The organism is Pseudarthrobacter sp. 902506025 (genome assembly GCF_040702325.1).
Classification (GTDB): domain Bacteria; phylum Actinomycetota; class Actinomycetes; order Actinomycetales; family Micrococcaceae; genus Arthrobacter.
In genome coordinates this window covers 194,642-215,867 of record NZ_JBFBKW010000003.1, presented here as the reverse complement: position 1 = coordinate 215,867, position 21,226 = coordinate 194,642, and the positions used below count along the sequence as shown (strand labels likewise).

Sequence of the window (21,226 nt, the reverse complement as noted above, 5' to 3'; positions counted from 1 at the left end):
CCGCCGGAGCGGCCGGGGCCGCATCCGGAGCGCCAGCCGGAGGGTCTGTTTTGGCCCCGGGTACCCAGGCGGCAGTGCCGGGCTCCGGCGTGGCGGGCAGTCCTTTCGTTGCCGGCGCCACCGTAGCGGACGGCAGTGCATTCGGCGCGCCGGCCCAGACGCCGGCCGGCAGTCCGGACGCCGTATATGCGTCCGCCCTGCCGACGTCGCTGTCCATTAATGCGCGCCAGTCCCAGCCCACCCGCGCGCCGCAGGCCGCCGGCGCCCCGGCCGGACCGGGACAGGCAGTTTCCTCTACCGGCCCACTGCCTGGCGTGCCCGATGCCATGGTGTGGCTGGGTGCGGGCCTGGTCGGTGTGGGAGCGGCTGCCGGGCTGGTGTTCCTGCGGATGCGCCGCCTCTAAGGGGGCGCACCTGGTGGCCTGCTGGATGAGGGAATGTGACTTTGCTCACTTCTACGAGTTGTAGAACTTTTCGGTTTCGTCTTGGGGCGGGGAAGGGGCAAACTTGTAACCATGAGCCACACTTCTGCCGAATCTGTCACTAAAACCGAAGAATCAGCCGAGCAGTTCTTTACCCTCTGGACGGTATTCAAGAGGTCGGAGTCAGTGGTCCGCAGCGCTGACGCCGCCGCCGACTTCGAAGCGCTGCTGGAGCGGCTCGCCGCTGCCGGCGTCACCCACCGGGGCAGCTACGACGTCTCGGCCATGCGCGCCGACGCCGACGTCATGGTGTGGCTCCACGGACCCAAACCGGAAGCGCTGCAGCAGGCCATCCGGGACATCCGCCGCAGCACCCTCTTCGCCGGCACCGAGATCGTCTGGTCCGCGATGGGTGTCCACCGCGAGGCCGAGTTCGCCAAGAACCACACCCCGGCATACTCCCGCGGCGTCGCTCCGGCGGAGTGGCTCTGTGTCTACCCGTTCGTGCGCTCCTACGAGTGGTACATCCTGCCCGAGGCCGAGCGTGGCAAAATGCTCCGCGACCACGGCCTCCTGGGCCGCGACTTCCCCCAGGTCATCTCCAACACCGTTTCCTCCTTCGCCCTGGGCGACTGGGAATGGATCCTGGGCCTGGAAGCCCCCGAACTCGTTGACCTTGTGGACCTCATGCGCCACCTCCGCGCCACCGAGGCACGCAACCACGTGCGGGAGGAAGTCCCGTTCTACACCGGACGCCGTATCTCCGCCGACGAGGTTGCCGAGGTCCTGGCATGAGCCCGGAGCAGCAGGCCGCCACCGCCGTCAACCCGGTGACCGAGGCCGGACGCATGGCCCCCAAGAACTACGACGCCGTCCTGCTGGCCTCCTTCGGTGGCCCGGAAGGCCAGGATGACGTCATCCCGTTCCTCCGCAACGTCACCCGCGGCCGGGGGATCCCGGACGAGCGGCTTGAGGAAGTCTCACACCACTACCGCGCCAACGGCGGCGTCAGCCCCATCAACCAGCAGAACCGCGAGCTGAAGGCAGCGCTGGAAGCCGAGCTGGCTGCCCGCGGCATCGAGCTGCCCGTGCTGTGGGGCAACCGCAACTGGGCCCCGTACATCCCGCAGACCCTGCAGGAAGCGTACGACGCCGGGCACCGACGGGTGCTGATGCTCACCACAAGTGCCTACTCCTGCTACTCCAGCTGCCGCCAGTACCGCGAGGACATCGGCATGGCGCTGACGGAGACCGGCCTGGACGGCAAGCTCGAAGTGGACAAGGTCCGCCAGTACTTCGACCACCCCGGTTTCGTGGAGCCGTTCGTGGAGGGCACCGCAACCGGCCTGGCTGACGTGCGGGCAAAGCTCGCCGAAGCCGGCACGCCGGACGCCCCTGTCCACATCCTGTTCGCCACCCACTCCATCCCCACCCGGGACGCCGAAGCTGCGGGCCGCTCCGAGGGGGAGCCCCGCGTGTTCGAGGAAGGCTCCGCCTACGTGGCCCAGCACCTCGCCAATGCCGCCGCCGTCATCGAGCGGGTCGAGAAGGAATCCGGGCTGACCGCACCGTGGTCCCTGGTCTACCAGTCCCGTTCCGGTGCCCCGCACGTGCCGTGGCTGGAACCGGACATCAATGACGCCATCGAGGAACTGGCCGGCCAGGGCGTCAAGGGCATCGTCATCGTTCCGCTGGGTTTCGTCAGCGACCACATGGAAGTTGTCTGGGACCTGGACACCGAAGCAATGGAAACCTGCGGCAACCTGGGCCTGGCCGCCACGCGCGTCCCCACGCCCGGGACGCACCGGAAGTTCGTGGACGGCCTGGTGGACCTTATCTGCGAGCGGACGGTGGCCAACAACACCAGTGACCGCCCCGCCCTGACGGATCTTGGTCCCTGGTACGACGTCTGCCGGCCGGGATGCTGCGCCAATTTCCGCGGCGAAAAGCCCACCATTGCAGGGGCTGACACCACCGTGGGCACCGGCCATGACCCGTACCCGTCCGGCGGTGCCGCGGAAACGGCCCAGCTGTGACGGTCCGGATCGGAACACGCGCCAGCAAGCTGGCGCTCACCCAAACCCAGCAGACCGCGGACCAGTTGGCCGCCGTCGGCGGTTTCCCGGTGGAACTGGTGCACGTCCGCACGGACGGGGACGTCCTCACGGGCTCGCTCTCCCAGATGGGCGGCACAGGCGTCTTTGTTGCCGCCCTGCGTGACGCGCTCCTGCGCAATGAGTGCGATGTTGCCGTCCACTCGCTCAAGGACCTGCCGACAGGGGCAGCAGTAGGGCTCAGCCTTGCCGCCACCCCGCGCCGGGTGGACGTCCGCGACGTCCTGTGCGCCCGCGACGGACTCAAGCTGGCAGACCTGCCGGCCGGCGCCCGCATTGGCACCGGTTCGCCACGGCGTGCGGCCCAGTTGCGCGTCGCCCGCGCGGACCTGGACATCGTGGACATCCGCGGCAACGTCGATACCCGGTTGGGCCGCGTCCCTGGGCTGCCCGGCAACTCCACCGGCCAGGTGGTCCCCGGAAAGTCCTGTGACCTGGACGCCGTGGTGCTCGCAGCCGCCGGCCTGGAGCGGATCGGCCGCCTGGACGCCGTCACCGAATACCTGGAAACCGACGTGATGCTGCCCGCCGCGGGACAGGGATCACTGGCCATCGAGTGCCGGACAGCGGACGCCCCGGCAAAGCCCGGCGCGGCTGACGGCTCCCGTGACGTCCTGGCCCAGGCCCTGGCGGCGCTGGACGACCCCGACACCCGCCTTGCCGTCACGGCCGAGCGGGCCGTGCTGGCCCGGCTCGAAGCAGGCTGCGCAGCTCCGGTGGGCGCCTACGCCTACCGCAAAGGCAGCATGCTGCACCTCGAAGCCGTGGTGTGCGCCGTTGACGGCACCGCCACCGTGCGGGACAAGCGCGCCACGGACGGGCTGACGGAGGTGGGAGCCACCTTGCTGGGCATCGAACTGGCGGAGGTCCTCCTTGCTGCCGGAGCCGCCGACATCGCAGACCTGCAGGCGTCCTGACCTGGTAATGACGCAGCCTTCCAGTGACTCCGGATCCGCCACGCCGCATGGAAGCATGCCGCTTGGCGGGGTCCGGGTCCTGGTCACCCGCAGCCCGGAGCGCTCGGGCGCCCTGGTGGAGGCCCTGAAAGGGGCCGGTGCCCTGCCGGTGCTGCTCCCGCTTATCGATTTCGAAAGGGCGCCGGACCAGCACGCGCTGGACGTCGCCTGCGACGCCCTTGCAGCGGGCGCCTTCGACTGGCTGGTGGTCAGCAGTGCCACAACAGTGCACGTCCTGATGGAAAAAGCCGCCGAACGTGGCCTGCGCCTGGACCACCTGGTACCTGCCGCCACGCGGATCGCCGCCATCGGTCCGGCAACTCACCGGCTGCTGGAAGCGGGTGGACTGGACGTAGCGCTCACGCCGGCCGGCGAGCAGTCAGCTGCCGGCCTGCTCGCCTTCTGGTCCGGTAGCGGCAGGATCCTGCTGCCGCAGGCGGACATCGCGGCCGGCACCCTGGCGGCGGGCCTGCAAGCCGCCGGCGGCGACGTCACCGCTGTCACTGCCTACCGCACCGTCGACTACCCGGCGGCAGCGGAGCGCCGTCTCGCCGTCCGGGCGGAAGCGGCCGACGCCGGCCCGCAGCCGCCGTCGTACTCCCTCCTGACGCCGGAAGCTGCCGCCACGGACATCGCCGAAGGGCGTATTGCCGCCGTGATCGCCGCCTCGCCGAGCGCGGTGCGGCGGATCGCCGCCCTTGGTCCGCTCGCCGGCTGCCGGCTGGTGGCAATTGGCCGTTCGACGGCGGACCAGGCCACAGCCCTGGGCCTTGAGGTCGCCGAGGTGGCGGCAGAGCCCACACCGGACGGGCTGGTGGCAGCCGTCGCGAAGGCCCTCAACCCGCCCTGACCGGGCCGGCACGTTTTCCCTCCACAAAGCTTCACAACCATGCGAAGGACAGGACCCATGACTTTCCCCACCCAACGCCCCCGCCGCCTGCGCACCACCCCTGCCATGCGCCGGCTCACCGCCGAAACACGCCTCGCCCCGGCCGAGCTCATCCTTCCCGCCTTCATCAGGGAGGGACTCACCGAGCCCAACCCCATCACGTCCATGCCGGGCGTGGTCCAGCACACCACCGACACCCTGAAACGGGCCGCCGCCGAAGCGGTTGAGCTCGGCCTGGGCGGCATCATGCTCTTCGGAATTCCCGAAACCCGCGACGCCGAGGGCACCGCGTCCCTGGATCCGGAGGGCGTGCTGAACAAAGCCATCCGGGACGTCCGCGCGGAGGTGGGCGATGACCTGGTGATCATGAGCGACGTCTGCCTGGACGAATTCACCGACCACGGGCACTGCGGAGTGCTCGATGCCGACGGCTACGTGGACAACGACCGCACCGTGGAGATCTACGCCCGGATGGCCGTGGCCCAGGCAGAGGCCGGCGCCCACATGCTGGGCCCCTCCGGCATGATGGACGGCCAGATTGCCGCCATCCGCTCGGCACTGGACGACGCAGGGCACGTCACCACGTCCGTTATCGCGTATGCCGCGAAGTACGCCTCCGCGTTCTACGGACCTTTCCGCGAAGCCGTGGACTCCCAGCTCACGGGCGACCGGCGGACCTACCAGATGGACGCCGGAAACCGCACCGAGGCCCTGCGCGAGGTGGAACTGGACCTGGCCGAGGGAGCAGACATCATCATGGTCAAGCCGGCCATGAGCTACCTGGACATCGTGGCAGACGTTGCCGCCATGAGCCCGGTACCGGTGTCCGCGTACCAGATCTCCGGCGAATACGCGATGATCGAGGCCGCCGCCGCCAACGGGTGGATCGACCGCCGCGCCGCCATCACCGAGTCCGTACTGGGCATCCGGCGGGCCGGCGCCCACACGGTCCTCACCTACTGGGCCGCCGAACTGGCCGGCTGGCTGAAGGAAACCCGGTGACCGAACCTTCCGCCGCGCCAACCGCACCCGTGGGGGAGGACCGCATCCTCCTTGGGCTGAACACCTTCGGTGACATCGGCGCGAACCCGGACGGCAGCCCGCAGCCCCACGCCCAAGTCCTGCGCCAACTGCTGGAGCAGGCGGAACTGGCGGACGCCGTCGGACTCCATGCCTTTGGCGTGGGGGAGCACCACCGCAAGGACTACGCCGTCTCCGCGCCGGAAGTCTTCCTGGCCGCCGCCGCGGCGCGCACGTCCCGCATCCGGCTCGGATCCGCCGTGACAGTCCTCAGCTCGGACGATCCCATCAGGGTGTTCCAGCGATTTGCCACCGTGGACGCCATCTCCAACGGCCGGGCCGAAGTGATGCTCGGGCGCGGATCGTTCATTGAGTCCTTCCCGCTGTTCGGGCTGGACCTGGCGGACTACGAGGTCCTGTTCGAGGAAAAACTCGAACTGTTCGACAAGGTCCGGGCGCAAAAACCCGTGCACTGGGAAGGCCGCACGCGTCCCGCCCTGCACGGGCTGAGCGTTTACCCGCCCCTGGAGCACCACCTGCTGCCCACCTGGATCGGCGTGGGCGGCACCCCCGAATCCGTGCTGCGGTGCGCCCAGTACGGTTACCCGATCATCTTCGCGATCATCGGCGGCCAGCCGCGGGGCTTCCGGCCCCTGGCCGACCTCTACCGCGAGGCGATGGGGAAATACGGACATCCCATGCAGCAGATGGCCACGCACTCGCCGGGCCATATTGCCGACACGGATGAGCAGGCCCGCGAAGAGCTCTATCCCCACTGGCTGGCACTCCGGAACAGGCTCGGGGCCGAGCGCGGGTGGGGTCCGGCCGGACGCGGAGAGTTCGATGCCCTCTGTTCCGCAGAAGGGGCCCTCTACGTCGGATCACCGGAAACGGTGGCCCAAAAAATCGTCCGGCTGAAGCGGAACCTGGGTGTTGACCGCTTCGACCTGAAATACAGCAATGGTCCGCTGCCGCACAGCGCCATGATGCGCTCCATCGAACTGATGGGCACGGCGGTGGCGCCCCGGGTGGCGGAACTGCTCGCCGGCTGACTGAGCTTCCCGGCCAACTGAGAGAATAGAAACCATGACTTCCAGCAATCCTCGCAACGAGGCACTCTTCGACCGCGCCCGCCGGCTGATGCCCGGCGGCGTCAACTCGCCGGTGCGGGCCTTTGGCTCCGTCGGCGGGACCCCGCGCTTCATGGTCTCCGCGAAGGGACCGTACCTGACAGATGCCGACGGCAAGGAATACGTGGACCTGGTCTGCTCCTGGGGCCCGGCCCTGCTGGGCCACGCCCACCCGGCCGTGCTGGAGGCGGTCCACGCCGCCGTCGACCGGGGGCTCTCCTTCGGCGCCTCCACCCCGGACGAGGCCAACCTGGCAGCCATCGTCCAGGAGCGCGTTCCCGCCGTCGAACGCCTCCGGATGGTGTCCACCGGCACCGAAGCCACCATGACCGCCGTCCGGCTGGCCCGCGGATTCACCGGCCGCAACCTGATCATCAAGTTCGCCGGCTGCTACCACGGCCACCTGGACGGACTCCTGGCTGCCGCAGGCTCCGGCCTGGCGACCCTCGCCCTGCCCGGCTCCGCCGGTGTCACCGAAGCAACCGCCGCGGAGACGCTGGTGCTGCCGTACAACGACCTCACCGCCGTCAAGGAAGCCTTCGCCGTGCACGGGCCGAATATCGCTGCCGTGATCACCGAGGCCGCGCCGGCGAACATGGGCGTAGTCACCCCTGCCGAGGGATTCAACCTTGGGTTGTCGCAGATCACCCGGGAGCACGGCGCGCTCCTCATCGTCGATGAAGTCCTGACCGGGTTCCGCACCGGTTACTCGGGCTACTGGGGCCTCACCGGCGGTGCGCCGGATGCGGAAAACCCATGGACCCCCGACCTGCTCACTTTTGGCAAGGTCATCGGCGGTGGAATGCCGACGGCGGCCCTCGGCGGCCGTGCCGACGTCATGGACTACCTCGCGCCCACCGGCCCCGTGTACCAGGCCGGTACGCTGTCCGGGAACCCGGTGGCGATGGCGGCCGGCGTTGCCACCCTGACCCACGCCACCCGCGATGTCTACTCCTTCATCGACGTCCGTTCCCTGGAGCTCTCCTCCGCCGTCTCCAACGCGCTGGACTCCGCAGGGGTGGACCACTCGATCCAGTTCGCGGGAAACCTGTTCTCGGTGGCCTTTGGAACCTCCGCCAACGGGGTCCACAACTACGCCGATGCACAGGCGCAGGAGGCGTTCCGCTACGCGCCGTTCTTCCACTCCATGCTGGAGTCCGGGGTCTACCTGCCGCCGTCGGTCTTCGAGGCATGGTTCCTCTCCGCCGCCCACGACGACGCCGCCATGAACCGGATCTACGACGCACTGCCTGCCGCGGCAAAAGCGGCCGCAGCCGCCCAGGGCTAGCACCGCCGTCGTCCCCTAAGAAAAATCCCCGGCTGCAGGCTGCAGCCGGGGATTTTCTTTGCGTGCGGGGCGTTAGAGGACGTCCGAGAGGAAGCCCTTGAGCCGGTCCGTCCTTGGCTCGGTGAAGAGCTGCTCAGGCGGCCCGGACTCCACCACGACCCCGGCATCCATGAACGTCACGGCGTCGGAGACGTTGCGGGAGAAGCCCATTTCGTGGGTCACCACCACCATGGTCATGCCGCCCTTGGCGAGGTCCGTCATCAAGGCCAGGACACCCTTGACCAGCTCGGGGTCCAGGGCAGAAGTGGCCTCGTCGAAGAACATCACCTCGGGCTTCATGGCCAGTGCACGGGCGATTGCCACGCGCTGCTGCTGGCCGCCGGAAAGGTTGGCCGGCCGGGACTCGGCCTTGTGCTTCAGGCCCACCAGGTCCAGCTGTTCCAGCGCCTCGCTGCGCGCCTCCTCCTTCGAGAGCTTGCGCAGCTTGCGCAGGGCCAGCGAGACGTTTTCCGCCACCGTCTTGTGGGGGAACAGGTTGAACTGCTGGAACACCATGCCGATCCTGCGGCGGAGCTCGTCGGGATTGTCTTTCAGGACCGAGCGGCCGTCCAGCAGGATGTCCCCCTGGTCGGGTTCGATCAGCCGGTTCATGACCCGCAGCAGGGTGGACTTACCGGATCCCGACGGGCCGATGACTGACGCAGTGGTGCCCTGGGGCACATGCAGGTCGATGCCCCGCAGCACGTGGTTGCTGCCGAAGGAAAGGTGGATGTTCTTGGCGCTCAGCGTTCCTGATGCGAACTCGCTCATGCCTGGGCTCCCTTTCCAACGACGGCTGCGGCGTCGTCCGGTTCTTTCTTTTCGGGCCGGCCGGTCCGCAGCCGGGCATCGATCCAGTTCACGAAGTGGGTCAGCGGGATGGTGAGTACGAGGTAGAAGACGGCTGCCGCCACGTAGGGCGAAAGGTTGCCGGTGGTGGCCGCCGCGTCCTTGCCGATCTGGAAGATTTCCCGCTCACTGGCCAACAGGCCGAGGAGGAAGACCAGGGATGACTCCTTGATCAGCGCAATGAACTGGTTGACCAGGGCAGGAAGCACCCGGCGGATGCCCTGGGGAACCACTACCAGGCGCATGGATGCACCGTAGCCGAACCCCAGGGCGCGGGATGCCTCCAGCTGCCCTTTGTCAACGCTCTGGATGCCGGAGCGGAAGATCTCCCCGATGTAGGCGCCGGACATCAGGGACAGTGCCGCGACCGCCATCGGATACGGGCTCGTCGAACCCGTAAATTCACGGACGATCGGACCGAATCCGAATCCGATGACCAGGATGGTCAGGACAGGCGGAAGGCCGCGGAGGATGTCGGTGTAGACCCGTGCGACCCAGCGCGCTGCTGCGTTCCGGGAGATCCCCATCAGGGCGAGCAGCATCCCGAGGGCTGTCCCGATGATGCCGGAGATGATGGCGAGCACGAGGGTGTTCGGCAAACCGACGGCGAACATCTTGGGGATGACTTCGCCCATCGCCTTCCAGTCAAGGAAAGTGTCAGCGAGTTGCTTGAGGATATCCATGGAACGCCCTGGTTACTTGGCGGCCGGGATCTGGACGGCCTTGCTGCCCGGCTTCCAGCCCTGCGGGGTCTGCTCAGCAACGGTCGGGCGGTCCTTGTACCATTCGGACGTCAGCTTGGTCCAGGTCCCGTCGGCGATGACTGCGTCCAGGCCGGAGTTGAGGGCGTCGATCAGGGGCTGGTTGTCCTTGTTCACTGCGTACGCGGTGAAGTTCTGGGTGTTCACAACCTTTTCGGCGATCTTGGTGTTGTCGCCGTCCTTGACCTGGCCGGTCGCCTGCTGGGATGGGGCCACCCAGGCGTCGATCTGGCCGTTCTTCACGTTGCCGTAAACGGTGTTGTAGTCCGGGAAGCGGACAGGCTCCAGCTTGAGGGTGTTGGTGACGTAGTCATCCTGAACAGTGCCCTGGACGACGCCGATGCGGACGCCTTCCTTGAGGTCGGCAAAGCCGTTGACCTTGGAGCCGTTCTTGGTGACGACAGCCATGTAGCCGAAGTCGTAACCGTTGGTGAAGCCAACGGTCTTCCGGCGGGCGTCGGTGGTGGAGATCGAGGAGGACCCGACGTCGAACTGCTTGTTGGCCACCTGGGAAAGCAGGGCGGAGAAATCGGTGGAGGCGAATTCAACCTTCAGGCCCAGCTTGTCACCGATGGCGCGCAGCAGTTCGTTGTCGTAGCCGGTGAACTTGCCGGAGGGATCGATGAAGATGTTGGGCGGGGCGTCCGAGAGGGTTCCTACACGCAGGGTGCCTTCGGTGATGAGGCCGAGCTTGGACTTGTCGATCTTGTCGATCGGGGTGACGCTGGCGGTGGTGTACTTGTCCAGCGTCTGCTGGTCGCTGCCGGCGAGGGCATCGGTGGGGGTGCCGCTGGGCTGGGAAGACCCGCCACCGCAGGCTGCAAGGGAAACCGCGAGGGCCACTGCAACAGGAGCGGTAGTGAGCCATTTCATCGCTTTGATTTTCATCAGGTTGTCACTTTCATATGAGGCATAAGTCGACCGGGCCGCAAGGCAGCGCTGTGGCGCCTGGCACCTGCCCGGCGCTGGTCCAGCTGTCCGCGGCAGGGGTGACCGCAAAACTTTATTGTCTCACTTGGGCGAATACCGAAGGTTAAGCGAACAAAGGGGAGTCCACCCGCTGTGAGGCCGAATATCATTCCGCCCCACGCCTGATAACGCCAGCAGTTGCAGCGCTATTACGCTGCTGGGGCGAACGATGCCCTTGCTTCAAGCCTGCGCTTTATTAAGCGGCGTGACTGTGACATGCCTCCCATTGAAGGAGGGTGGGCGCAGCCTAGAAGCCACCCGCCGTAGCATCCTGCGGCGGCAGCACGGGCCAGTCTCCCTCGATCACGGCGGCCGGTTTCGTCTTCCGGAGGTACTCCTGGAAGTCCGATGCCTGGCTGACCGCCCAGTCCACCTGAAGCTGGTGCAGCTGGCTGGCCGGCATCATCAGCTTGGGGAACTTGCCCGCCATGGCATCAAGCACCCTAAGGGTGGCCAGGGCGTCCGCCGCGGAGGTATGCGCATTGTCCAGGACCACCCCGTACTCCTCACACAGCGCGGTGAGTGTCCGCTTCCCCTTGCGGTAGCGGTCAACCTGCTTGTTCATGATGTAGGGATCCAGGACGGGGAACCGGCTCAGCTGCGGAATCCCGTACCGGGCCGACTCGGCGGCGAGGACCGTGAAATCATAGCTCGCGTTGAAGGCGATCACCGGGGTGCCGGAATCAAACAGCTCCTGCAGGACTGTGGCCACCTCACGCGTGACCTCGTGGGCAGGGCGGCCCTCACGCCTGGCCTGTTCGGTGGTGATGCCGTGGACGTCACTGGCCTCCACGGGTATCTCCACCCCCGGATCGGCCAGCCACTCATGCTCCTTGATGACCTCACCCTGGTGGTCCACTACGGTGATTGATGCCGTGACGATTCTTGCCGCCCGCGAGTTGCGGCCGGTGGTTTCCAGATCGAAGGCTGCGCGGGGGAGGGTGTTCCAGGAACTCATGCTTCAACGCTAAGGGGACCCACCGACAATTCCGGGGAACGCCACTGCGGCTAGATTGGATCAATGCGGAATGAGTACGTCCAGGCGGTCCTGGCCGTCGTGGGCCTGGTACCGCCGGGGGCGGCCGTATCCTATGGGGACGTTGCCGAGCTCCTGGGTGCGGGCGGCCCGCGCCAGGTCGGTTCCGTCATGAGCCATCACGGTGGCGCCGTCCCTTGGTGGCGCGTCCTGAAGGCCAGCGGCCACGCACCCCCGGGGCACGAGGCCGAGGCCCTGCTGCTTTACCTTGAAGAAGGCACTCCGCTGGTTGGCGACTACAGTTCCTACCTCCGCACGGGGGAGGGGCGGTGGCGGGTGGATCTGGGCACGGCACGCTGGGCGCCAACAGACAGTGATTTTGACAGTATCGACGCAGTTGCCGAGGAACTGGAGCGTCGGCTCCACAGGTTGTCGGTGCCTGATGATGGAATGATTTTGTGACCGTAACGATTCCTTTGACCGGACCCTGGGACCCGCACCGGCAGGAGCCGGAAGCAGGCAGGGAGCCGGCTTTCCCCATGCCCGGAAGCCCGGACGGCGGCAGTGCCCTCCGGTTGCTGCCGCCCCGCCGGGTGCACGCCGAGTCACTCCTGCTGACACCCGACCAGCAGGCAGCGGTTGACGTCACCCAAGGCTCCGGACCGGTCCTTGTTCCGGGTGCACCAGGCACGGGAAAGACCACCGTCCTCGTCGAGGCCGCGGTCCAGCGGGTCTTCCGCGACGGCGTGGATCCGGAACGCATGCTGATCCTTGCGCCCACCCGGCTTGCTGCCGACTTCCTCCGGGACCGTTTCACTGCCCGGCTGGACAGGAGCCTCAGCACCACTCCTGCCAGAACATGGGCCTCGTACGCATTCGACCTGATCCGCCGCGCCAAGGCTGAAGGCGTCATACCGTTGTCCAGGCCGCCGCGCCTGTTGTCGGGCCCCGAACAGGACCTCATCATCAAGGAACTCCTTGAGGGCCACAGGCTGCCGGGCCTGGAACTGCCGTGGCCGTCCGATCTTGATGGCGCCCTGGAAACCAGGGGGTTCCGCCAGGAGGTGCGGCAACTCTTTGACCGCATCATTGAATCGGGCCGCACGGCTGAAGACCTTGCGCAACTGGCGGACGCCTGCGGCCGGCCGGACTGGAAGGCGGCCGCGCGCCTCTACGCCGAGTACCGGGACGTCCTTGACCTGCGGATGCCCGAAGCCTTCGACCCCGCCGGCATCATCACGGCCGCCCGGCAGATCTTCCAGGACGCGCCGGAATTCCTTGCAGCGGAACGTGCCAGGCTGCAGGTTGTCCTGGTGGACGATATCCAGGAAGCAAACCCGGCCATCTTTGAATTGCTGGCGGATATCGCCGCCGGTAAAGACTGCTACGTGACGTCGTCCCCAGACACTGTGGTCCAGGGGTTCCGGGGCGCCCGGCCGGACTTGGTGGCTGAACTGCCCCGGCTGTTGTCAGCACAATCGGCTGTCCTCGAGCGTCCGCTGTGGCATGCCCACGGTCTGGCGCCTGCAGTGGCAGAGGCGTGGTTGAACGTCGCAGGCCGCATCTCGCAGCGGGCAGGCGGCCAACTGGCCCGCCGCCTCAGCCGGCCCGGGGATGCCGGCGAACCCGGCAGCGTCGAGGCCCACCTTGTCCCTACTCCGGTGCATGAGCTGCGGTACGTTGCCCAGCGGATTTTGGACCAGCACATCAACCACAACCGTGATCTTGCGGACATGGCAGTGATCGTGCGCAACGGCGGCCAGGTCAGCGAGTTGCAGCGCTATTTGTCCGGGCAGGGCATTCCCGTACGGGTGCCCGTGGCTGAATCCGCGGTGCGCGATGAGGTCGCTGTACGTCCGCTCCTCGATGCGTTCGCCATTGCGCTGGATCCGGAGCTTTTGACGCCCGAAGCCGCGGTGTCCCTCCTCACCTCCCGCATCGGCGGCGCTACCTCCATTGAGCTGCGCAGGCTCCGGCAATCGTTGCGGCGCGAGGAACTCCTGGGCGGCGGGGGCCGCGCCAGTGATGCGCTGCTGGTCCAGGCCCTGCTTGAGCCGGGGGCGCTGGGCACATTGGGGATCGAAGGGCGCGCAGCACGGCGCACCGCGCGGATGATCCGTGCGGGGCGGGAAGCAGCCGGACTCCCGGGGGCCAACGCCGAGTCGGTACTGTGGGCGCTCTGGGACTCAACGGGCCTGTCGTCGGCCTGGACAGCGACAGCTTTGTCGGGCGGACCGCATGGGGCGCGCGCTGACCGCGACCTTGATGCGATGATGGCGCTTTTCCACACCGCGGAACGCTACGTGGACCAGATGCCCGGCGCCGGGCCGGAACAGTTCCTGGAGTATCTCCTGAACCAGGAGCTCCCCATGGACACCCTCGCCGCCCGGGCCCAGCTCGATGACGCTGTGGAGTTGATGACGCCGGCCAGCGCGGCAGGGCGGGAGTGGCCCGTGGTGATCATTGCCGGGCTGCAGGAGGGGGTGTGGCCCAATACGAGGCTCCGCGGTGAACTGCTCGGCAGCACCCTGTACGCGGACGCCGTGGAACACGGCCCGCAATATGCCCTGCAGCGCGATCCCCTCAGCCGCCTGCGGGATATCCGCTATGACGAACTCCGCAGCTTCTCCACGGCGGTGTCCAGGGCACGCGAACTGCTGGTCTGCACGGCGGTTTCGTCGGAGGACCACCAACCGTCGTCGTTCCTGGATTTTGTTTCACCCCTGGGGCCGGAAGCCGAGGGCCGGGCTTTCACCCAGGTGGAACGGCCCATGACACTCCGCGCCCTGGTGGCGGAGCTCAGGCAGCATGCCCAGCTCGATGCCGCGGCGCCACAGGCGGCGGAAGCCGCCAGGGTCCTGGCGCAGCTCGCAGCGGCCGAACCAGCTGTGGCAGGAGCCCACCCTGGCAGCTGGTGGGGACTCGCCCCCCTGACCACATCCGAGGCTGTGGTCCCGCCCGGGGGAACTGTGTCCGTGTCCCCGTCGAAGGTGGAGACGGTGCAGAAGTCGCCGTTGGATTGGTTCGTCCAGGCAGCGGGAGGGGAGCCTGCCACGGACTTCGCCCGAAGCCTGGGCACCCTGGTGCATGCCATCGCGCAGGACATGCCGGACGCATCCGGATCCGAGTACGTTGCCGAACTCGTGCGCCGGTGGCCTGCGCTGGGCATGAAGGACAATTGGGAGGGCCGGCTGGACTTCCAGCGTGCCGAGTCCATGGTGCGGAAGCTGGCGCAGTATGTGCTGTCCATGAGGGACGAGGGCCGCAGCCTGCTGGGTGTTGAACAGGACTTCGAAGTGGCCCTCGGAGGGGTGGCGGTGGATGAAGCTCCGCCGCGGGACGCCGTGCTCCGCGGCCAGGTGGACCGGCTGGAGATCGATGGGGAAGGCCGGCTGGTAGTGGTGGACCTCAAGACCGGCAAGAGGCAGCCGGGCAAGGACGAACTGTCCCGCCATCCGCAGCTGGGCGCGTACCAGGCAGCAGTGCTCGCGGGCGGGTTTGACGCTTCCGGCGGCGGCCAGGGCCTGTCCGGCGGGGCCGTGCTGGCGCAGCTCGGGACCGGGGCAAAAAGTCCAGCGATCCAACAGCAGGAACCACTCGACCCACAGGAGAACTGGGCATTGGACATGGTCAAGGAGGCCGCAGCCGTCATGGGTGGAAGTGAATTCGTCGCCCGGCACGATCCTGCCAAGGGCAGCCACGGCGGTCATGGTTGCCGTCTTCCCGAGGTGTGCCCGCTGTGTGTGCGTGGACGGCAGGTGACCGAATGAGTGGGGCCTTGCCTGCTGTGGAAGCCACCCCGGCGGTGCGTTTCAGCCCCGAAGAACTGTCCTTGCTGCTCGGCGAGAAGAACACTCCCACGCCCGAGCAATCCGCCATCATCTCGTCCCCCTTGGCGCCCCGGCTGGTCATCGCGGGCGCCGGATCGGGCAAGACCGCCACCATGGCGGACCGGGTGGTATGGCTGGTGGCGAACGGATGGGTCACCCCTGAGGAAGTCCTGGGCGTGACCTTCACCCGCAAAGCTGCGGGTGAACTCGCCAGCCGGATCCGGTCGAAACTCCTTGCGCTGCAGCGTCTTGCCGCGAAGGACGACCACCGGGAGCTTTTCCCGGCCGGGCTGCTCAGCAGTGATGCCCTGGAGCCCAAGGTGTCCACCTACCACTCATTCGCCAGCGGCATCGTTTCCGACTACGGCCTGCGGCTCGGGGTGGAGCGGGACGTGGTTCTGCTGGGGGGTGCGCAGGCCTGGCAGCTGGCCAGCGAGGTGGTTGAAGCCTACGACGGCGAATACGAGCACTTCCGTGCCGCCAAGTCCACCCTGGTCAAGGCCGTCATCCAGCTGGCTGGTGAATGCGCCGAACACCTTCAGGAACCCGAAGACGTGGAAGCGTGGCTGATGGCGCGTCTTTCGGAGTTTGAATGCCTGCCGTACCTGGCCGACAAGAAGAGGAACACACCAAAGGCGGCGTTGGACCTCGGCGGTATGCTGCGGACCCGGGCAAGCGTCGCCGACATGGTGGGCCGCTACGCCGCCGCCAAACGGGCCCGCGGGGCGCTCGACTTCGGCGACCTTGTGGCCCTCGCTGCCAAGGTGGCGCAGGATGTTCCTTTGGCGGCCCAGATGGAACGCCAAAGATACAAAGTGGTTCTGCTCGACGAATTCCAGGACACGTCGTATGCCCAGCTGGTGCTCTTTTCCCGCCTTTTTGGCGGCGGCCATGCCGTGACGGCGGTCGGCGACCCCAACCAGTCGATCTATGGTTTTCGCGGCGCTTCGGCGGGGCAGCTGTTCCACTTCGTTCGCGAGTTTCCCGTGCGCACCGGGGAAGCAGAGGACGGAACCGGCTGGGCGCCCGCGCCCACCTCCTTCCTGACCACTGCATGGCGGAACGGCCGGTCGATCCTCGCAGCTGCCAACGTCATGTCCCAATCCCTTGGCCGGACAGCTGCACAGCATGGACCTGCCGGAAGCAGGCCGGCCGCTGCTGAAGTACCGCCGCTGCAACCGAGCCCGCACGCCGTGGACGGAACCGTGGTGCTGGGGCGTTTCGCCAGCGACGTGGAAGAAGCTGCTGCCCTGGCTGACGATGTCCTGCGGTACCGGGTGACGGACTTCGAGCTGAAGCCGGACGGTACACCCGAGCCCCCTGCCCTCGCCGTGCTGTGCCGCCGACGCGCGCAGATGGAGCCCGTCCGGCGCCAGTTCGAGGCCCGGGGCATCCCCTATGAAATCGTGGGCCTCGGCGGCCTCCTGGACACCCCGGAAATCGTGGACCTGGTGGCCACGCTGCGCGTCCTTGCAGACCCAGGCCGGTCTGATGCCCTCATGCGGCTTATCGCAGGTGCCCGGTGGCGGATAGGACCTGCCGACCTCATGGCCCTGCGCGACTGGTCCGGCCAGCTGGCACGCAGCCGGGGAAAGGCCGCGCAGGGGTTCGATGACGACGTCCAGGACAACGACGAAGCAGATGCCCCCATCCTCGAGGGTGACCTGACCGACGGAGCCAGCCTGGTGGAGGCCCTGGACTTCCTGCCCCGGGACGAATGGACCTCGTCCAATGGCCGCACCCTCAGCACGGAGGCGCGCAGCAGGCTGGCCAGGTTGTCAGCCGAGCTGCGGCAACTTCGTGGCTACCTCGGGGACGACCTCACCACGCTCCTGGGGGAGGTCGAAAGGGCCATGCTGCTGGACATCGAGGTGGCCGCCCGCCCCGGAATCAGCATCCACCAGGCCCGCCGCAACCTCGACGCCTTCCAGGATGCGGCGGCAGGGTTCCTCCGCACCTCCCAACGGGTGGACATCCTCGCTTTCCTGTCCTGGCTTGAGGCTGCGTCGGCGGAGGAAAACGGATTGGAGGCGCCGGCCAGCGACGTCAACCGGGAAGCCGTGCAGCTGCTGACGGTGCACGCTTCCAAGGGCCTGGAGTGGGATGTCGTGTTTGTCCCGGGGATGAACGCGGGCGCCTTTCCCAGCGACCGGGATTCACGCTGGAGCAGCGGCTCTGCTGCGCTGCCTTGGCCGTTGCGTGGGGACCGGGCAGACCTGCCGCAGTGGGACCTCGACCAGCCGGACCAGAAAGGCTGGCTGGATGCCGAGAAAGAGTACAAAGCCGGCGTGCAGGCCCACGGGGAGTCGGAGGAACGGCGGTTGGCTTACGTCGCCTACACCAGGGCCAAGCATGTCCTGTGGGTGTCCAGTGCCGCTTGGGTGGGATCGCGGGCCGGCCGCGCGGAAATGTCCCCGTTCCTCGCGGAACTGGAAGCCCTCACGCAACCGGCTGATGGCGGATCCCGGGTGCCGGCTGTGGTCCATCCGTTCTCGCTGGAAGAGGCAGCGTTGCCCCAACAGAGCCCGCTGACGCAGGAAACGGAAGAAGCCCGCTGGCCCTACGATCCCCTTGAAGGACCCGTCGACCTACGCACGGGTGAACGCCTGCGCCTGGCCGGCGGGCGCAGGACGGCCATGGAAATGGCGGCGCAGCAGGTGCTCGGACTACTGGCCGCCGGTTCCGCCCGGCCGCCTCGGACTGGGGGGACAGGGCAGGCGGGCAAGCCCGGAGAGGAAGGCCGTCCACTGCCAGGCCTCACGGGGGCCGCTGCAGGCTGGGCACGCGAAGCTGCGTTGCTGCTGGATCGCAGGGCAAGGAGGTCAGGTGGCCAGGACGTGCACCTGCCCACCCATATATCGGCTTCCACCCTTGTTGACCTTGGAGACGACCCCACGGCAGTGCTGGGCCGCCTGCGCCGCCCTGTGCCGCGCGAACCGGGCATGTCGGCGCGGAAGGGTACGGCGTTCCATGCCTGGGTGGAGGAGTATTTCGGAAAGGCCGGCATGCTGGACCTCGGCGAAGCACCGGGTTCGGACGACCACATCGATGCTGCCTACGACCTTGATGAGATGGTGGCCACCTTCAAGGCTTCCCCATGGGCTGACAGGTCACCGGCCTTCGTCGAGGTTCCCGTGGAAACCAGGGTGGGCGAAGTGGTGGTCCGCGGCCGGGTGGACGCAGTATTCCAGGACGCCGACGGCCGCTGGGACCTGGTGGACTGGAAGACCGGCCGGCGGCCGTCCGCAGAGCAGCTGAAGACCCGGGCGGTGCAGCTGGCGGTCTACCGGCTGGCATGGGCGCGGCTCAAGGATGTTCCGCTGGAGGAAGTGCGGGCGGCATTCTTCTACGTTGCTGACAACGCGGTAGTGCGGCCGCACGACCTTGGGACGGCAGCCGACCTGGAAGGAATCGTTGCCGCTGCGATTACCCGGCCTTGAGGCCGGGCCCGCACCTGAGGGACGCCACGGTGGTTCCTCAGGGCCCGGCCTGTCCGGATCAGCTCCGGTTCGCGTTGAGGACCGAGATAGCTGCCGTGGACGTGTCGTCCGCCGCCTTGGTGTCACCGGCCCGCACCTCCGCGGCCTCAGCACCCGTGGGGGCAGGCTCCGCCGGGATGGGGGCCACGTGGACGGCGGGCTGTGCGTGAACTGCCGCCAGCGCCGGGACATCCGGCGTGGTGTCTGCTGCCGGTTCGGCGGGGACCGGGATGACCGTCACAGCGGGACTGACCGCGGAACTGCCATGCAAGGGGGCCGGGACGGCAGCGGACGTTCCGGCCGCCGCCGGTACGGCTGCTGCCGGTCCGGCGGGAGTGCCCTTCGCCGGCAGCGGCTCCACACTGATCGGCTGGCCGCCGAATTCGGCGATGTCGCTGGCAAGGCTCTCGAGCATTCCCTCGGCCTCGCTGACCATGTCCTGGTCGCCGGCCGCGAGGCCCTTGACCAGGTACTGCGCCAAGGCAAACTCGGCTGACAGGGCGGCCCTGCGCAGCAGGTGCTGGTCCGGCACGTCGCGGCGGCTGGACGTGTAGGACTTCAGTACGGCATCAATGAAGTCCTGTTCGTTGGAGGCCACCAGCCAGGCGAAATCGTCTGCGGGGTCGCCGATGCGCAGGTCCGTCCAGCCGGTTACCGCAGTCACCCGGCCGGACTCCACCAGCAGGTTGTCCTCGTGCAGGTCGCCGTGGACAACGCAGGGGTTGAACCTCCACAGGGATACGTCCTCCATGGCATGTTCCCAGCGGCGCAGCAGTGCGGCGGGGATCTTGCCCGTCGTTGCCGCCTGGTCCAGTTCGTTCAGCCTCCGTTGGCGGAACTCATTGGGCGTGTAGCTGGGGAGGTCGGCATTGCTGACCAGCGACCGGGGGAGGTCATGGACCGCGGCCAGCGCGGAACCGATTTCGCGGGCAAGCCCTGACGGTCCCGAGGTCAGCTCTTCAACGCTGCGCGTGCTCCCGGACAGGTGTGAGTAGACGAAGGTGGTCAGGCTTCCAAGCCGGACACTGCCGGCGACCGTTGGCATCAGGAACGGCAGTTCCGCCCGGACAGCGGGAGCGAAGGCGCGCAGCACCAGGAACTCCGTTTCCAGCCGTGCGCTGGCTTCGGCGTGCCGCGGCGACCGGACCCGCCAACGCTTGCCTTCGGAATCGAGGAGCAGGGCCGAGTCGAAGTCCGCGGGGTCGTCCGGCGCAGAGCTAACAGCTGTCGGGGTCAGTCCGGGGACTGCCGCGGTTGCAATCGCCGCCAGTTCAATCGGTTTTCTTCTCACCGTTCCACGGTAGATTGCGCGCCGTCCCAGACGGCGGTCTGGCCGCGGCGAGTCTCCAGATAGCTGGAATTAGGGGGCACCCCGCTGCCGATGGGGCCCGGCCGAAATGTGAAATGTCTGTAGCAGTCAGTACGGTGGAAGCATGAGCCACACGGAGTCCGCTGTAACCGTCCACCAGGCTGTACCGGCGCCGTTGCCGGCGAACCATCTGGTGGACACCCTGCTGCCGGTCAGGCCGGCACTGGTGGACCGCGGATCAGCCGCCCGCATCAGGGCCGGAATGATTGATGACCTGCTGGCCGGGCCGGACGCGGTGGCCGCAGTACTGTCAGGCCGGCAAGGCCTGGTGCGCGGCAGCAACCTGGTCCTGACCGGGGCCAGGGAACTCCTGGCACACCTCAAAGCGGCGGGATCAGCGCCGGAGCTCGTGGTGTACCTCGGATCCGCCCTGCCTGCTTCGGACGTTCCGGCGGGGACCGAGCTGCTGCTGTTCGTCCTGCCTGCACCTCCGGAACCCGGCACCGCCGGTATTCCCGCGGATGCGTCCTGGGCCGGCTTCCGGGACGTCGCAGCAGGCTTGACCGCCACCTCCACAGCCCTGTTCGTGGAAGCCAGCGCCATCGCCAACTGGCATGCGGCCCACACACACTGCCCCCGCTGCGGCACACCGACGGACGTTGAAGCCGGCGGCTGGGTACGCCGGTGCCCGGCCGACAATTCTGAGCACTATCCACGGACCGATCCCGCCATCATCGTCACGGTCGTCGGCCCGGACGGCCGTCTGCTCCTTGGCGGGGGTGGCCCCGTGGACGCCCGGAATTACTCCACCCTGGCCGGGTTTGTTGAGCCGGGGGAGTCTTTGGAGGAAGCTGTGGTCCGGGAGATCCAGGAAGAGGTCGGCGTCCGGGTCACTGCCTGCCAGTATCTCGGCTCGCAGTCATGGCCGTTCCCGGCCTCCCTTATGCTTGGATTTACCGCCGTCACCGAGGACGCCCAGGCAACGCCCGACGGCGTGGAGGTCACCAGGGCCCGCTGGTTCAGTCGCGAGGAACTCCAGGAAGCGGTGCTCAGTGGTGAGATCACCATTTCCAGCAGGCTCTCCATTGCCCGCTCCCTCATTGAGCACTGGTACGGCGGCCGGATACAGGACCGGACCGGCGACTAAGTTATTCCATCCACCAGACTCCAGCACGCGGTAGTCGAGAAACAAAGC

17 protein-coding genes are annotated in these 21,226 nt (G+C 67.6%); 12 read left to right on the top strand and 5 right to left on the bottom strand.

The features are described from left to right. The first annotated feature begins 50 nt into the window (after positions 1-50). The 8 genes from AB0280_RS08180 to hemL all read left to right on the top strand — a co-directional run bounded on the left by AB0280_RS08180 (position 51) and on the right by hemL (position 7,819). Positions 51-404 (top strand): hypothetical protein, encoded by a 354-nt coding sequence (locus tag AB0280_RS08180; RefSeq protein WP_366366814.1) that lies wholly within the window; start codon positions 51-53, stop codon positions 402-404. Between the two features lie 111 nt (positions 405-515). Further along, positions 516-1,217 (top strand): hydrogen peroxide-dependent heme synthase, encoded by a 702-nt coding sequence (gene hemQ / locus AB0280_RS08175; RefSeq protein ID WP_141181959.1) that lies wholly within the window; start codon positions 516-518, stop codon positions 1,215-1,217. Further along, positions 1,214-2,458, top strand: coding sequence for a ferrochelatase (locus AB0280_RS08170; RefSeq protein WP_366366813.1), 1,245 nt, complete (start codon positions 1,214-1,216; stop codon positions 2,456-2,458). The genes hemQ and AB0280_RS08170 overlap by 4 nt, the downstream gene beginning before the upstream one ends. Continuing rightward, on the top strand, positions 2,455-3,453 hold the full coding sequence (gene hemC, locus AB0280_RS08165) for a hydroxymethylbilane synthase (protein WP_366366811.1): 999 nt from the start codon (positions 2,455-2,457) through the stop codon (positions 3,451-3,453). Before AB0280_RS08170 ends, hemC begins: the two co-directional genes overlap by 4 nt. 7 nt (positions 3,454-3,460) lie before the next feature. Next, on the top strand, positions 3,461-4,342 hold the full coding sequence (locus AB0280_RS08160; protein ID WP_366366809.1) for a uroporphyrinogen-III synthase: 882 nt from the start codon (positions 3,461-3,463) through the stop codon (positions 4,340-4,342). A gap of 57 nt (positions 4,343-4,399) precedes the next feature. Next, positions 4,400-5,383, top strand: coding sequence for a porphobilinogen synthase (gene hemB / locus AB0280_RS08155; RefSeq protein WP_364397578.1), 984 nt, complete (start codon positions 4,400-4,402; stop codon positions 5,381-5,383). Beyond that, the gene (locus AB0280_RS08150) at positions 5,380-6,453 is read left to right on the top strand and encodes an LLM class flavin-dependent oxidoreductase (protein WP_366366807.1); all 1,074 of its coding nucleotides are present in this window, start codon (positions 5,380-5,382) and stop codon (positions 6,451-6,453) included. Before hemB ends, AB0280_RS08150 begins: the two co-directional genes overlap by 4 nt. Positions 6,454-6,487: 34 nt before the next feature. After that, positions 6,488-7,819: a glutamate-1-semialdehyde 2,1-aminomutase gene (hemL, locus tag AB0280_RS08145; RefSeq protein ID WP_159631517.1), complete on the top strand. Its 1,332-nt coding sequence runs from the start codon at positions 6,488-6,490 to the stop codon at positions 7,817-7,819. Between the two features lie 72 nt (positions 7,820-7,891). On the opposite strand, the gene AB0280_RS08140 is transcribed toward hemL, so the two are convergent. From AB0280_RS08140 to AB0280_RS08125, 4 genes are all read right to left on the bottom strand, one after another. After that, the gene (locus AB0280_RS08140; RefSeq protein ID WP_366366805.1) at positions 7,892-8,629 is read right to left on the bottom strand and encodes an amino acid ABC transporter ATP-binding protein; all 738 of its coding nucleotides are present in this window, start codon (positions 8,627-8,629) and stop codon (positions 7,892-7,894) included. After that, positions 8,626-9,390: an amino acid ABC transporter permease gene (locus AB0280_RS08135; RefSeq protein WP_275179552.1), complete on the bottom strand. Its 765-nt coding sequence runs from the start codon at positions 9,388-9,390 to the stop codon at positions 8,626-8,628. The genes AB0280_RS08140 and AB0280_RS08135 overlap by 4 nt, the downstream gene beginning before the upstream one ends. Positions 9,391-9,402: 12 nt before the next feature. Then, positions 9,403-10,356 (bottom strand): ABC transporter substrate-binding protein, encoded by a 954-nt coding sequence (locus AB0280_RS08130; RefSeq protein ID WP_159631520.1) that lies wholly within the window; start codon positions 10,354-10,356, stop codon positions 9,403-9,405. Positions 10,357-10,684: 328 nt separating this feature from the next. Next, on the bottom strand, positions 10,685-11,395 hold the full coding sequence (locus AB0280_RS08125; protein WP_159631521.1) for a 3'-5' exonuclease: 711 nt from the start codon (positions 11,393-11,395) through the stop codon (positions 10,685-10,687). Between the two features lie 63 nt (positions 11,396-11,458). On the opposite strand from AB0280_RS08125, the gene AB0280_RS08120 reads away from it, so the two are divergent. The 3 genes from AB0280_RS08120 (at position 11,459) to AB0280_RS08110 (ending at position 18,683) form a co-directional block, all read left to right on the top strand. Continuing rightward, on the top strand, positions 11,459-11,875 hold the full coding sequence (locus AB0280_RS08120; RefSeq protein WP_255172697.1) for an MGMT family protein: 417 nt from the start codon (positions 11,459-11,461) through the stop codon (positions 11,873-11,875). Between the two features lie 77 nt (positions 11,876-11,952). Further along, the gene (locus AB0280_RS08115; protein WP_366367093.1) at positions 11,953-15,183 is read left to right on the top strand and encodes an ATP-dependent helicase; all 3,231 of its coding nucleotides are present in this window, start codon (positions 11,953-11,955) and stop codon (positions 15,181-15,183) included. Further along, positions 15,180-18,683 (top strand): UvrD-helicase domain-containing protein, encoded by a 3,504-nt coding sequence (locus AB0280_RS08110; protein ID WP_366366802.1) that lies wholly within the window; start codon positions 15,180-15,182, stop codon positions 18,681-18,683. Before AB0280_RS08115 ends, AB0280_RS08110 begins: the two co-directional genes overlap by 4 nt. A gap of 58 nt (positions 18,684-18,741) precedes the next feature. Here AB0280_RS08110 and AB0280_RS08105 read toward each other — a convergent pair whose 3' ends face one another. Further along, positions 18,742-20,013 carry a phosphotransferase gene (locus AB0280_RS08105; protein WP_366366801.1) on the bottom strand — a complete coding sequence of 424 codons (1,272 nt, stop codon included), beginning with the start codon at positions 20,011-20,013 and terminating at the stop codon, positions 18,742-18,744. A 142-nt stretch (positions 20,014-20,155) separates the two neighbouring features. Between AB0280_RS08105 and nudC the strand changes: the two genes are divergently transcribed. Beyond that, on the top strand, positions 20,156-21,178 hold the full coding sequence (gene nudC, locus AB0280_RS08100) for an NAD(+) diphosphatase (RefSeq protein ID WP_224026547.1): 1,023 nt from the start codon (positions 20,156-20,158) through the stop codon (positions 21,176-21,178). The last annotated feature ends 48 nt before the right edge of the window (positions 21,179-21,226 follow it).

What these genes read in the sequence shown, in the direction of transcription:
- AB0280_RS08140 (WP_366366805.1), bottom strand. Translation starts at nt 8,629, where the DNA reads ATGAGCGAGTTCGCATCAGGAACGCTGAGCGCCAAGAACATCCACCTT.
- AB0280_RS08170 (WP_366366813.1), top strand. Translation starts at nt 1,214, where the DNA reads ATGAGCCCGGAGCAGCAGGCCGCCACCGCCGTCAACCCGGTGACCGAG.
- AB0280_RS08120 (WP_255172697.1), top strand. Translation starts at nt 11,459, where the DNA reads ATGCGGAATGAGTACGTCCAGGCGGTCCTGGCCGTCGTGGGCCTGGTA.
- AB0280_RS08110 (WP_366366802.1), top strand. Translation starts at nt 15,180, where the DNA reads ATGAGTGGGGCCTTGCCTGCTGTGGAAGCCACCCCGGCGGTGCGTTTC.
- AB0280_RS08160 (WP_366366809.1), top strand. Translation starts at nt 3,461, where the DNA reads ATGACGCAGCCTTCCAGTGACTCCGGATCCGCCACGCCGCATGGAAGC.
- hemQ (WP_141181959.1), top strand. Translation starts at nt 516, where the DNA reads ATGAGCCACACTTCTGCCGAATCTGTCACTAAAACCGAAGAATCAGCC.
- AB0280_RS08135 (WP_275179552.1), bottom strand. Translation starts at nt 9,390, where the DNA reads ATGGATATCCTCAAGCAACTCGCTGACACTTTCCTTGACTGGAAGGCG.
- hemB (WP_364397578.1), top strand. Translation starts at nt 4,400, where the DNA reads ATGACTTTCCCCACCCAACGCCCCCGCCGCCTGCGCACCACCCCTGCC.
- AB0280_RS08125 (WP_159631521.1), bottom strand. Translation starts at nt 11,395, where the DNA reads ATGAGTTCCTGGAACACCCTCCCCCGCGCAGCCTTCGATCTGGAAACC.
- nudC (WP_224026547.1), top strand. Translation starts at nt 20,156, where the DNA reads ATGAGCCACACGGAGTCCGCTGTAACCGTCCACCAGGCTGTACCGGCG.
- AB0280_RS08115 (WP_366367093.1), top strand. Translation starts at nt 11,953, where the DNA reads ATGCCCGGAAGCCCGGACGGCGGCAGTGCCCTCCGGTTGCTGCCGCCC.
- AB0280_RS08130 (WP_159631520.1), bottom strand. Translation starts at nt 10,356, where the DNA reads ATGAAAATCAAAGCGATGAAATGGCTCACTACCGCTCCTGTTGCAGTG.
- hemL (WP_159631517.1), top strand. Translation starts at nt 6,488, where the DNA reads ATGACTTCCAGCAATCCTCGCAACGAGGCACTCTTCGACCGCGCCCGC.